At 57.3% G+C, this 12,842-nt stretch carries 12 protein-coding genes; 10 read left to right on the top strand and 2 right to left on the bottom strand.

Going from position 1 to position 12,842, the window contains the following annotated elements; translation table 11 throughout:
* Window positions 1-42: 42 nt before the first annotated feature.
* Together cmk and OXE05_11895 are read right to left on the bottom strand one after the other, a co-directional pair.
* Window positions 43-753, bottom strand: coding sequence for a (d)CMP kinase (gene cmk, locus OXE05_11900; protein ID MCY4438020.1), 711 nt, complete (start codon window positions 751-753; stop codon window positions 43-45).
* Window positions 740-1,651 (bottom strand): pseudouridine synthase, encoded by a 912-nt coding sequence (locus OXE05_11895; GenBank protein ID MCY4438019.1) that lies wholly within the window; start codon window positions 1,649-1,651, stop codon window positions 740-742. The genes cmk and OXE05_11895 overlap by 14 nt, the downstream gene beginning before the upstream one ends.
* A 179-nt stretch (window positions 1,652-1,830) precedes the next feature.
* Between OXE05_11895 and OXE05_11890 the strand changes: the two genes are divergently transcribed.
* The 10 genes from OXE05_11890 to OXE05_11845 all read left to right on the top strand — a co-directional run bounded on the left by OXE05_11890 (window position 1,831) and on the right by OXE05_11845 (window position 12,696).
* On the top strand, window positions 1,831-2,631 hold the full coding sequence (locus OXE05_11890; GenBank protein MCY4438018.1) for a sugar phosphate isomerase/epimerase: 801 nt from the start codon (window positions 1,831-1,833) through the stop codon (window positions 2,629-2,631).
* A 34-nt stretch (window positions 2,632-2,665) separates the two neighbouring features.
* A complete protein-coding gene (locus tag OXE05_11885; GenBank protein ID MCY4438017.1) occupies window positions 2,666-3,433 on the top strand; it encodes an SDR family NAD(P)-dependent oxidoreductase in 768 nt (255 codons plus the stop codon).
* Between the two features lie 71 nt (window positions 3,434-3,504).
* The gene (locus OXE05_11880) at window positions 3,505-5,043 is read left to right on the top strand and encodes an ATP-dependent helicase (protein ID MCY4438016.1); all 1,539 of its coding nucleotides are present in this window, start codon (window positions 3,505-3,507) and stop codon (window positions 5,041-5,043) included.
* A 39-nt stretch (window positions 5,044-5,082) separates the two neighbouring features.
* Window positions 5,083-5,622, top strand: coding sequence for an ATP-binding domain-containing protein (locus tag OXE05_11875; GenBank protein ID MCY4438015.1), 540 nt, complete (start codon window positions 5,083-5,085; stop codon window positions 5,620-5,622).
* A 162-nt stretch (window positions 5,623-5,784) separates the two neighbouring features.
* Window positions 5,785-6,774 (top strand): tRNA (adenosine(37)-N6)-dimethylallyltransferase MiaA, encoded by a 990-nt coding sequence (gene miaA, locus OXE05_11870; GenBank protein MCY4438014.1) that lies wholly within the window; start codon window positions 5,785-5,787, stop codon window positions 6,772-6,774.
* Window positions 6,764-7,330: a hypothetical protein gene (locus OXE05_11865; protein ID MCY4438013.1), complete on the top strand. Its 567-nt coding sequence runs from the start codon at window positions 6,764-6,766 to the stop codon at window positions 7,328-7,330. Before miaA ends, OXE05_11865 begins: the two co-directional genes overlap by 11 nt.
* A 306-nt stretch (window positions 7,331-7,636) precedes the next feature.
* The gene (gene dapF, locus OXE05_11860; protein ID MCY4438012.1) at window positions 7,637-8,485 is read left to right on the top strand and encodes a diaminopimelate epimerase; all 849 of its coding nucleotides are present in this window, start codon (window positions 7,637-7,639) and stop codon (window positions 8,483-8,485) included.
* A 2-nt stretch (window positions 8,486-8,487) separates the two neighbouring features.
* Entirely contained in the window at window positions 8,488-8,823 is a 336-nt protein-coding gene (locus OXE05_11855; GenBank protein ID MCY4438011.1) for a DUF5808 domain-containing protein, read from the top strand.
* 53 nt (window positions 8,824-8,876) lie between these two features.
* Window positions 8,877-10,943 carry a hydantoinase/oxoprolinase family protein gene (locus OXE05_11850; protein ID MCY4438010.1) on the top strand — a complete coding sequence of 689 codons (2,067 nt, stop codon included), beginning with the start codon at window positions 8,877-8,879 and terminating at the stop codon, window positions 10,941-10,943.
* A gap of 1 nt (window position 10,944) precedes the next feature.
* Complete coding sequence (locus OXE05_11845) at window positions 10,945-12,696, top strand: hydantoinase B/oxoprolinase family protein (GenBank protein MCY4438009.1); 1,752 nt, start codon at window positions 10,945-10,947, stop codon at window positions 12,694-12,696.
* Window positions 12,697-12,842: the final 146 nt, after the last annotated feature.

Here is a 12,842-nt window from a genome sequence, read left to right as displayed (position 1 = left end):
AAGAAAATGTAAATCTCACCGCGTTGATGACGATGTTGGGGTCTATTCTGCTGCCAAAGCATCACGCACTGCTTTGATTCTGACGAGCACTGCCGCGAGTTCTTCCTCCAGTGAAAGTTTGCCGGTATCAAGCACGATAGCGTCGGGAGGCTGTGCAAGCGGTGCCGCGTCCCGGCTGCTGTCAATGCGGTCGCGGGCGGCGAGATTCCGGGCTACGTCGTCGTCAGTGATTGACGCGCCTCGTGTCGCGAGTTCTTGCTGGCGGCGCTGCGCACGAGTCGCGAGGTCAGCGACGAGATAAACTTTTACCTCGGCTTCCGGGCAGACCACGGTGCCGATATCACGTCCCACCATTACCACGCCTTTCTTGCGGGCCAGGCGCTGCTGCATGGGCAGCAGGGCTGCGCGCGCTTCAGGTTGTGCCGCAACCGGTGACACACCGGCATCAACCGCCTCGCCGCGAAGCTCCCAGGTGACGTCTGCCGTGCCCAGCAAGAGCGTGAACTGACGGCCGTCGGCAACGGTGGGAGGCGCAATGCGGATATCCAGCGTGTGAGCCAACGCCGCCAGCGCGGGACCTTTCTCTAAAGGTATTTGCGCGCGCAAAGCGGCGAGAGTCAGGGCTCGGTAGAAAGCGCCGGTGTCAACGAAGAGGTAGTTTAATCGCGCGGCAAGGAGGCTCCCGAGTGCGCTCTTGCCCGATCCCGCGGTGCCGTCAATGGTGATCGTAAGAGGTATTTCAGACGTGATCAATGTGGCGTATCCCGACCGCGGCGCTGGCGAAGGATGAGTCTGCCCTGTCGGCTCCGGTTGTGTTTGTGGCTGGCGTATTTTGCCGAAGCAATGCAGGCGCGGCCGCTTTCCGTTGCGGGTGAGGGCTTTGCGGCGGGTCATGCCAATGCTCGACTTCACTCTGCGACAACGAGCGGAATTCTCCCGCCGCTAATTTGCCGAGGCGGACCGGGCCAATGCGGACTCGGATCAGGCGCAGGGCGTGTTTGCCAATTGCCGCGAGCATCTGCCGGATTTGCCGCTTGCGCCCCTCTGTGAGGGTGATCGTCATCCACGTGCCTTCATCCTCGCGATGCATCAACTGCATCTTGATGGCATTGAGTTGATATCCGTCCAGGACCATAGGCGCGCGCAGCGCTTCCTGCTGTTGGGAAATCAAGCGACCGTTTACCAGGACCGCGTACTCTTTCTCGCCGCCGTAGCGGGGATGCGCGACGTGATTGGCCCATGCGCCGTCATCGGTGAAGAAGAGCAGTCCTTCGCTCTGGTAATCGAGGCGACCCACCGGAACCAGATGGGCGCAATCTTGAGGCAGCAGGTCGTAAACGGTACGACGACCGTGCGGGTCTTCGCGGGTTGTCAGGAATCCGGCTGGTTTGTGCAAGGCCAGGTAGGTAAGCGCGGCTGGCGGCACGACCGTCTTGCCATCCAGCGATACTCTGTCGCGAACGGGGTCCACTTTCGTACCCAGCACCGACACCGCCTTCCCGTTTACGGTAATCCGGCCTTGGACAATCAAGACTTCAGCGCGCCGGCGGGACGCCACGCCGCAGCGAGCAAGGAATTTTTGCAGACGTTCTTCCATGTGCACCAGTATACAGAGTCCCGGCGGAGTGCCGGAGCCAAAACACGACCGCACAGCCCATTGCCCGAGGCTTCGCCGGTTCTTTTTGCGTGCCTTTGACGTGGCGATACAACACTGCTGCCTGCTAGCCGCCAGCCTCCCGCGTTGACAGCGCGTGCAGCCGCATGCTACGTTCTGCCCGTCACCTTTGATACGTGCTATCACTCTTCTTAGCGCCTATAGAGAGGAATCTCATGAAAGTACACCTGGGGTGTTTCAGTCGGCCTTGGACCAAGTATGCGTTGGAGGTCTCGATGGAAGGCACAGCGCAGGCGGGGTTCAAGAATTTCGGATTCATGACAGCGGGGGATGGCCCGCCGTTGCCGCCCAACGCGTCCGCAGACCAGGTAGCAAATCTCGCCAGGTTGCTTGAAAAGTACAACCTAAAGAACCTGGAGAACTATACGAGCATTCCGTGGGGCGATGAATCCGTTGCCCGTTCGGCGCTACACAGCTATGTGGACAATAGCCACACGCTGGGCGCGACCTACATGCACAATAGCGGCACCAATGACGAGGCGCTTTACGATCAGTTCCTGCAACTCATGGAAGAAGCCGCGGAGTATGCCAAGAGCAAAGGCATCGTGGTGATGATGAAGCCCCACGGCGGTGTGACGGCCACCGCGCGGGGGTTGGTGGCGCTCATGAAGCGCATTAGTTCCGATAATTTGAAGGTCTTCTACGATCCAGGCAACGTGCTCTTCTACACCGGCGAGCGGCCGGAAGACGATTTTGAGGAACTCGCGCCGTACGTGGCAGGGATGTCAATCAAAGATGAGACCGGCGGCGTCAATGGCTCGGTGGATGTGACCCCCGGCGACGGCGACGTTGACTTTAAGGCGCTCTTTACGATCCTGCGCGACCACGACTTTGACGGTCCCTGCATGATTGAGCAACTCGGCGAGGGAACCATTGAGGAGGTCCACCACGAGGCCACGCGCGCCCGCGAATACTTGCACGGGCTGCTGGATGAACTTGGGGCCGACGTAGACTAGTGGTGACTGACAAACCATTTGAGAGTTGGCGCGAATGCAGAAGCAACGTGCCGTGAAGGGAGTTTGGGGACGCGTGGGAAAACTGAATGACATGGTAGCCATAGTAGGCGGCGCCAGTTCCGGCATGGGCGCGGCGACGGCGCGACTCTTTGCTCAGGAAGGCGCAGCCGTGGTCGTGGCGGCGCGCAGCACTGAAAAGCTCGCCGCGCTGGTGGACGAAATTACACAGAACGGCGGCACCGCATTGGCAGTGCCGACTGATGCAAATGACCGCGCCGCTGTTGCTGCCATGGCCAAGCGGGCTCGCGAGCAGTTTGGCAAAATTGACGTGCTGGTCAACAGCGTGGGCACTAATATCAAGAACCGCGCCTTTACTGAGATGGGGCCCGCGGATTGGGATATGATGATCGCGCACAATCTTACGGTTGCCTACAACCTCGTAGATGCGGTCTTGCCGACTATGCGTGAGCAAGGCGCCGGCACGATCATCCACTACTCTTCAGATGCCGTGCAAAAGCCCAACGTGGTTGCCGGTATTGCCTACCAAGCGACGAAACATGGCGTACGCGGACTGGCGCACGGCACCATGATGGAGGAACGTGACCGCGGCATTCGTGTTTCGGTGGTTTTTCCCGGCCCCTGTGAAACACCGCTGATGGAAAAACGGCCGGAGCCGCCGCCGCCGGAAGCATTCGCCAAGATGCTACAACCGGAAGACGTGGCGGAGGCGGCGCTCTTTATTGCTGCTCTCCCTCCCCGCGCGTTTGTGCCGGAGCTGGTGCTGGCTGCCAGTCTGATGTGATTAACGATGTCTACTCCAAGTCCGAATACAATGCCAGTCCCAAGTGCTGAATGGATCTTAGGATTTACAACATGGAAGAACTAGACCCGTCGCAAAGAGCATTCTGTGAAGCGCCGATTGGTGATGTAAGGTTGCTGGCCCCCGCAGGATGTGGGAAAACACTGTGCTTGCTCTATCGATGCATCCATCTTGCCCGGCAGGGAAGACCTCGCCGGTCACGGTTCCTAATCGTGACGTTTACGGTTGCCGCCAAGCAAGAGTTGCTTACCCGGCTCCACGATGACAGTCAATTCGCGGAAATTCGAGAAGCAATTGAAATCACTACTCTGAATTCATGGGGGTTCCGCCGGATAAAAAATGCAACCATTAGCCCTAAGCTCATCACGTCAAAGGCTGACTATCACTTTGCAATGTTGAACCAGCTTCAACCGATTTGGCAAAAGCACGAGAGCCTAAAGAGATCAATTCAAAGTGCCAACAGGTGGAAAAAGAGCAACGCTCCGCAAAAGTTGCTAAAAGTCATGGATGCGTTCAAGTCCTTGGGATTTGATCACATTCGGCATTCCAATTTCAAGCAGTTTGAAAGGCATGTTGAAGAGCTTCACAAACAAGGGTTGTCTTGGAAGCTGAAGGAACAGCTTGAGGCTTTGGCAAGTCTTGATGTGCTTGACGTTTCAGTGGACGAGAGTGGTCAAGAGGTGCTTCGCAATGGAAACAGCACAACTTTCGAACAGTTTTTTAAGTTTTGGCTAGAGGGTGTGTCACATTTAATGAGTAATGCCACGTTCACCTTGGAAGACCAGAAGTATTTTGCTTTCATTGATGCACGCGAGAATATCGAACAGGGGCAACTGCTTTCTGGTGCGGCAAGCTACGATCATGTATTTGTTGATGAGTTTCAGGATATCAACCCACTCGATCTTGCATTAATCAAGGCAATTGTCGAACGCAATCGCGCTACATTGACAATCGCGGGTGACGATGACCAGGCCATTTTTGAGTGGAGAGGGGCTTCGCCCGAGTACATCCTAGAGCCTGAAGACTACTTTAAATCGCGATTTGAAACTTTCACGCTTAGCGTAAATTACCGTTCACCTCACAACATTGTTGAGAAGTCGCAGCAGTTGATTGCCAACAACATGCGCAGAGTCCCAAAGCAAATAAGTGCGTCATCCTCCAAAGATGCACAGATTGATATCAAGAGAACTGATGGGCCTATAGCGTCACTTCAATATGTTTCAAATATGATAGAGGAATCGATTACTCAAAGTAAGAGCCCAAGCCGCATCGCAATAATTGGTCGCAAGAGAGCTCAAATCATTCCGTATCAAGTCCACTTTGCGTCCAAGGAGATTGCCTTTTGCGCTGCTGAAGACTTGCAAGTATTCTTGGGCAACGCATTCGACAAACTCCTCGACCTTCTATTGATTAAGACTCGTTCTAGAGTACGTCAACGGAAATCGCAAGTCGTAAACGACTTAATTGAGTTGTGCGATTTGGTAAAGCGCTACCCTCTAAACAAGAAAGATAAGCAGTCTTTAAGGAAGTTTCTCCAGCAATGCAATCTAAGGGATGTCTTTTCGGCGTCCGATACACTAGCCAACTACTGAGGAGCGCTTAAGGGCAAGAATGCCGAAGGTGCAATGAGCGTGGCATTTTCAGAGGCCGTGAAAGCATTCGTGAATGCCGAGACTGTCTCAGATGCACTGATGCAACTGAGTGTCAATTTCGAAGGCCTGCAGTATGATGTTGGAAAAGCTGAAGACGACATCTTCTATACAGACCCGCCATTCTATCAGTTAGCTGAATACGCGTCTCATTACGGGGAAGACTACGACACATTCATAGACGATATTGAACGTGCCAAGGATACTCTAGTTTACATACCGCCATTTGACGACGACAGTCAAGATCAAAAGACCGATCTTTGGAAACACCCTTTGCATCTGATGACTGCATTGCGCGCAAAGGGCAAGGAGTTTGACACGGTAGTATTACTAGACGTAATTGACGGGATATGGCCAAGCAAGAATGCAACTACGCCACTACAGACGGAAGCTGAGCGCAGGATCTTCTATGTGGCATTCACGCGGGCGCGGGAAAGAGTTCTCCTTTTGGTACCCAAGCGTATTGGCAGGAGAGAAGCCAATTCAATTGAATCGCCTTTCATCCGCGAACTTGGCCTATAGTGTCCCAAATGTAGACCGACTCTAGCACTGTAATTCTTTCCCCTCCTTGAGTTTGTTGCGTAGGAAGATGGTTGTCATCCATGCTCTGATTCGAGGACACGACGCAGCCCTGTAAGTGCTGACAGTAGTGCAGATTAGGCCTCGTATTCAATTGACCGACCTGTGACAACATGCCATTCGTCCGACGCCCTCGTAACTATCGTCGGAGCTACCGCCGTGGGCAAGAGTGCGGTGGCTATGGCCCTCGCTGCAGAGTTTGATGCGGAGATTGTCAGCGCCGATTCCCGCCAGGTCTATTGCGGTTTGGACATCGGTACGGCAAAACCGACGCTGGCGGAACGAAAACAGGTACCTCACCACGTTGTGGACGTGGCGCCAGCGGATAGTGCTTCCTACTCTGTTTCGGTTTGGCGCGAGCAAGCAGAGGCCGCGATTCAGCAGCTCGTTGCCCGCCGCAAGCGCCCGTGGCTCGTGGGCGGTACCGGACTGTACGTCCAGTCCATCGTAGACGGCCTGGTACTTCCTGCTGTGCCGCCTGAACCTGAGTTGCGGGCGGAGCTTGAACAGACAATGCGGGACGAGGGCATCGACGCTCTGTTTGCACAATTGCTGCGCCTAGATCCCGCGGCTGCGGCGCAAATAGATCGACATAATCCACGGCGGCTCATTCGTGCCTTAGAGGTCAGTATAGTTACCGGCGAGCCGTTCTCTGCGCAGCGCAAACGCCGTCCGCCCTCATTCCCCATTCTGCAGATTGGACTGCGCACCGACCGCGACAGCTTGTATCAGCGCATAGACGAACGCGTTGACCGCATGATTGCGGATGGCTTCATTGCAGAGGTCGAAGGTTTGCTCGCCGCAGGCATTGCGACCGACCTTCCAAGCATGCAGAGCGCCGGGTATCGCCAGCTCGCCGCCTACTTGCAGGGATCATGCACATTGACGGAGGCAATCCAGCAGACCAAGTATGCCACGCACCAGCTCGCCAAACGTCAGGAGACTTGGTTCCGCAAGCAAAAGGGCATACAATGGACAGAGATTGGTACCGATACTGTAGTATCTGTGGGGGAAGAGATTAGAGGATTCTACAGGGAATGCGAGCGGCGGTCCAGGTACCGGGCGAGTAAAGGAGCAATGAGCTGTGGCGGTTAAGGATACCCATAAGGTGTTCGAGCGACTCAGGGGCGCGGGATACAGCAAGGAAATGGCCGAAGCCCTCCTGGATACGCTTGGCGATTCGTGGGATACCCTTGCGACCAAGGCAGATCTAGATGAAGTCAGAGGCGACATCAAGGCATTGGAAGCGGCGACCAAAGCCGACATAGATGGAGTCAGAGGCGACATCAAGGCATTGGAAGCGGCGACCAAAGCCGACATAGATGGAGTCAGAGGCGACATCAAGGCATTGGAAGTGGTGACCAAAGCCGACATAGATGGAGTCAGAGGCGACATCAAGGCATTGGAAGCGGCGACCAAAGCTGACATAGATGGTGTCAGAAGCGACATCAAGGCATTGGAAGCGGCGACAAGAGTCGACATAGATGGTGTCAGAGCCGACATAGATGGAGTCAAAGGCGACATCAAGGTATTGGAAACAGCGACCAAGTCAGACATGCGCGAGATGGAACTGCGCATGCGGTTGCACCTCTATGCCGTGGCAATTGTGGTTATTGGCGTTTTGGCGGCGCTGGAACTCATACCGCGCTAGGCAACACGCTGCTGAGATGTACTTCTGATCGCAGCGCAGTGTGTAAGACGAGGATTATTGGGAAAGCCTCCTGTCTTGGGTGGCGAAGAGACGTTAGCCCAGGTGTGAGGTTAGCAATAGGCTTGCTCTGGTAACGCCCGCGGCGATCTGTGTAAGCTGGTAATGGGCGGCAGTCAGAGTTGATGCGCTTGGATTGACGTGATTGCGGAGACAGTTGTGTCGGCCCCCGCCGATGGGAGGGGCAAGCCCCCGCGCTAGGACATTAGCGTCTATTTCAGATTGGCAACTGAGAGTAGGGAGCACGTGATGGCACAGGACATAGAATTCACAAAGATGCACGGAACGGGCAATGATTTTGTCGTGGTAGACACCCGCGCCAACGGTGCAAGGGCGTGGGCAGACCTGGCGTCAAAGCTCTGCGACCGCAATTTCGGCGTGGGCAGCGACGGCTTGCTGCTTATCGATACGGATGGTAGCCAGAGCTACCAATTTCGCATGTTCAATCCCGACGGCAGCGAAGCTGAGATGTGCGGCAACGGTATCCGCTGCTTTGCCAAGTATCTCTACGATACGGGAGAGATTGGCGAGGGTTGGCTGGAGGTCGATACGCTTGCCGGAATGCTCAAGGTCAACGTGCACCCGGGAGATAACGACAATTTCTCCGTTTCGGTTGACATGGGACCGCCCTTTCTCGCCCCGGCGGAGATTCCGGTTCAGGCGAGCACTACCCCGGTAAAGGACATGCCGCTCAGCGTAAATGGCACCGATCTAGCCATAACGGCAGTTTCAATGGGCAACCCTCACGCCATTACGTTTCTCGATGACATCGAGTCCTTCCCGCTAACAACTATCGGCCCGGAAGTAGAGCACCATCCGGCGTTTCCAAAGCGCACGAACTTCGAGATTGCCCACGTGGTTGGGCGCGATCGGATCGAAGTCAAAGTGTGGGAACGCGGAGCGGGGCCCACGCTGGCCTGCGGCACCGGCGCATGCGCTACGGCTGTGGCCGCCCGCTTGCATGGCCTGACGGACGAGACCGTCACCGTGGGTCTACCCGGTGGCGATTTGACCATTTCGTGGGACGGCGAGGGTCGCGTGCTCATGCGGGGATCGGCGCAGACGGTATTCGCCGGCACCTGGCTGCAGGGAGACTAGGCATGTCCGACAATACCAAACGTATACTCCTCATTGTCTTTGCTCTCTTGCTTGGCATCGTGTCAATCGCACCCTTTGGCAGGATCAACCGTAGCGAACGCGCCGGCGTGCTTGCCGCAGTGGCCACGGCAATTGTCGGCCTTGTAGCCTTCATGCGCCGCGAAACTGAGGGAGAACTACTGGGCATTCCCTATAGCTTCAGCCCGCCGACGATCGAGCGGCTTAAGGGACGATTGTGGAATCCGGAGGACACGCGCATTCTTACGCCGCACATTTTTGGCTGGGGTTGGAGCATAAACTTCTACCAAGTTGGTAAGCGCTTGGGCCTCATCTCCTAAACACTTTACTCCACAATATTGTCAATCATCTTTGTCTTATAGGGTCACAGCGCATGGGCACGCTCGTTGGTGTAGACATTGGCGGCACGTTCACGGACGTGGTCGTGCTCGATGAGGCGCGCCGCGAACTGCAAATAGACAAAGTCGCCACCACTCCCGACGATCAGTCCAGCGGCTTCATTTCTGCCTTGGACGGTTTGCATGTATCTTACGCCGATATCGATCTCGTCACCCATGGCACGACCGTAGCTACCAATGCCGTCTTGGAGCGCGACGGCGGACGCTGCGGCCTGATAGCGACGCGTGGTTTCCGCGACATTCTGGAACTGCGCCGCCGCGACCGCCCCCACATGTACGGCCTCACCGGGTCATTCGAACCCCTCATCCCGCGTGACCGCCGCCTCGAGGTGACCGAGCGCATCGCCGCCGAAGGCACTGTGCTTACCCCTTTGTGCGAAGAGGATGTGCTGGAGGCGGGGAGACTGCTATTGGCGCAATGGGTGGAAGCCGTCGTCGTCAGCTTCATGAACGCGTACGCGAACCCGGAGCACGAACTTCGCGCCAAGGAGATCCTGCAGGCAGAGTGGCCGCATCTCTACGTCGTTGCGTCGAGCGAGACACTGCCGGTGTTCCGCGAATTCGAGCGCACGAGCACGGCAGTCGTGAACGCCTACGTCCAGCCGAACGTGGGCCGGTACTTGGAACAGTTGGAAGAACGGCTCAGCGAGCGTGGATACGCGAGCGATCTCTTCATCATGCAGTCGAATGGCGGCATGATGTCCGCCGCATCCGTACGCAACCTGCCCCTTAACACTGTGCTCTCCGGTCCCGCGGCAGGCGTGATCGCCGCTACGAGAGTTGCCGCCGAGAGTGGCTTCTCCAATCTCATCACCTATGACATGGGGGGAACGAGCCTCGACGTCTCGCTCGTGCAGGAGGGCAAGCCCCTCCCGTCTGGCGGCATGGATCTGGAATTCGGCATTCCCCTCATGGTCTCGATGATCGATATCCATACGATTGGCGCAGGTGGGGGGAGCATTGCGCGGATCGATCAGGGGGGCTTGCTGCAGGTGGGGCCGCAGAGCGCAGGCGCGGAACCTGGGCCAGTCTGTTACGGCAGGAACGGTACGGCGCCGACTCTCACGGACGCCAACTTGATCCTTGGCAGAATCAACCCCAACTACCCAATAGCCGGCGTTGCGGGCGCATCATTCGACGTAGCGAGTGCTCGAACGGTAATTACGGAGAATATCGGCAAGCCGCTGGGTCTCTCCACCGAGCAGGCGGCGCACGCGATTGTAACAGTTGCAAATAACCGGATTGCCGGCAGCCTCCGCCGTGTTTCTATCGACAAGGGCCACGACCCGCGTGACTTTGCGCTCTTCTCATTTGGCGGCAGCGGCCCTTTGCATGTGGGATATCTTCTGCGAGAGTTGAGCATCGGGCAAGGCATTGTACCGTACTATCCCGGAATCGCGTCCGCGTGGGGATGCGTGATTGCCGACCGCCAGCATGACTTCGTAACTATGCAGAACTGTCTGCTTAGCGAGCTTGATCTAGCCGCGGTAGAGCGCACCCTTGCCGACCATCTCGCGGCAGGTGAGGAGATGCTTGCAGGCGAGAACGTGCCTCTCACTCGCGTGCACGTCGTCCGCGAAGCCGACATTTCCTATGAAGGGCAGACCCACGTTATCCGTACTACGTTACCGGCGGGAGAACTCAGCCGTGATGCCATCGCCGCGAGTTTTCGCAGCGCCTACCTGCAACACTATGGCCGCGTAGAAGAGGGCCTTAGCGGCTTGGAGGAATTACTGGCACAGATCCCCATTCGCCTGCTCAACCTCCGGACGGCAGTGGTTGGCGTGCGCACCGACGTGCAATTGAGAGACTTTGTAAAAGCCCCTGAAACTTCGTTGGTGGACGCCCTCAAGGGGGAACGTTCCGTATACGTAGACGAGAGCTTCGTGTCATGCCCGGTTTACAATCGTACTGAGCTGCCTTGGGGCACTGTGCTGTCCGGCCCGGCGCTCATCGAGCAATCGGACACGACGGTTTGGCTGGAACCTTGGTGCCGCGCCACTGTGGCAGAGGGCGGTAGCCTGCTTATAGGGGTGACCTAGGATGCCCATTGACCCAATTACACTGGCGGTGATCCGTGGCGGCTTGGAGCAAATCGCCGATGAGATGGACGCTACCCTCGAGCGGATGGCATTCTCTCCCGTAATCTCGGATGGATTCGACCGCGCCAGCGGCATCTACCACGTGCGGGACGGTGAGGTGATCATGCAGGGGCCGCGGGGCCTGCCCAATTTCATCTGCGTGATGGAATTCACGGTCCGCTCCGTAATCGAGCGAGTGACGAATATCGCGGACGGCGATGTCTACATCGTCAACGATCCCTACATGGGCGGCACCCACCTGATGGACGTCAAGATGGTGAGGCCGTTCTTTTACAAAGGCAAGCTCACGGCCTTCTTGGCAAACAGCGGTCATTGGCCGGATATCGGCGGGCGTGTGCCCGGCGGCTTTTCGACCAGGGCTACGGAGATCTACCAAGAGGGCTTGCGACTGCCGCCGGTGCGAATTATGGACAAGGGCAAGCTGAATCAAGATGTTCTCGACATCATTCTCTACAACGTGCGGGTTTCAGCCGAACGTCAAGGCGATATCATCGCGAAGATCACCGCGCTCAATCTTGGCGCCGACCGCTTGACAAAGCTTCTCGATCGCTACGGTGAAGCGACTGTTTTTGAGGCCGTAGATGAGATGAAGGCGCGCTCGGAACGATTGATGCGGAGTCACATTGAAACGATCCCCGACGGCACGTATGAGTTTACCGATTACATCGATAGCGATGGCGTGGAGTGGGAACCTCTTGCACTCCGGCTGAAACTGACGGTGAGCGGCAGCGACGTCCACGTGGACTTTTCGGAGAGCAGTCCTCCTTGTCGGGGGCCGCTCAATAGCGTCTTCAGCACGACGCTCGCCGGAGTGTTTATCACCTTCAAGCATATCTTTCCCGACGTGCCCATCAACGCCGGCTGCTTTGCGCCGATCACGGTCGACATTCCGACCACGACGTTTCTCCACGCGCAGCCGCCGCGCCCGGTGGCAGGCTGTGCTGCCGAAGTCTGCCAGCGCGTGATTGACGTCATGCTCGGCGCGCTGGGGCAGGCGATTCCGGATAGGGCCTACGCCGCGCCCATGGGTACGGTGACGAATCTCTCGGTTGGCGGTGAGAATCCGGGCCGGGGCTACTACGTCTTCTACTCATTCATCGGCGGCGGCTACGGGGGCAACTTCCTCACCGACGGGCTGATCAACGGCAATCCCACGATCGCCGTGGCGCGTACGCAGGCGCTGGAGATCTTTGAGTTCCGTTACCCGGTACTCTTCACGCGCTACGCCATTCGCGAAGGTTCGGGAGGCGCGGGCAAGCGGCGGGGCGGGTACGGCGTGATCTTTGAGTTCCAAATACGTCATGGAGACGCCAGCGCGTCGCTGCTGGGAGAGCGGGGACGTTTTGCGCCCTTTGGCATTCTGGGCGGCCAGTCTGCGCAGACTGCCGAGCACGTTTTTACCCTCCGGGGAGAGGAATTCCGCCCGGAACATATCAGCAAAGATGAAGGTGTGCACATGGAGCCGGGCGACGTGCTGAGCTTGAGAACACCGGGTGGCGGCGGCTACGGGGATCCTTTCGAGCGGCCGGCGGCGCTGGTGCTCCAGGACGTGCGGCGCGGGTACTACGACCGCGCCACGGCCATGCAAGAGTACGGCGTACGGATTCAACCGGATGCGTGGGTTGTGGATGAAGAGTCCACCCAAGTACTGCGCCGTGGTCGCCGGGAATTAGGGTTGGCAGGCTCAAGCTAGCCGAGGCCTGGATTCCGTTGGCACCGTGGCACTCCATCTGAAGTGTGGGATAACCCTTCGCGGCCTGGGAACACTCCCCCCCCCCCCCCGCCCCGTCCGAATACAAAACAGCGGGCGGGGGGCGCGGAGACGGCGAGGCCAACCTC

This window comes from Chloroflexota bacterium, from assembly GCA_026710945.1.
GTDB lineage: Bacteria > Chloroflexota > UBA11872 > VXOZ01 > VXOZ01 > VXOZ01.
Note: the sequence above shows the minus strand (reverse complement) of the source record. Positions and strands in the feature narration are given on the sequence as shown.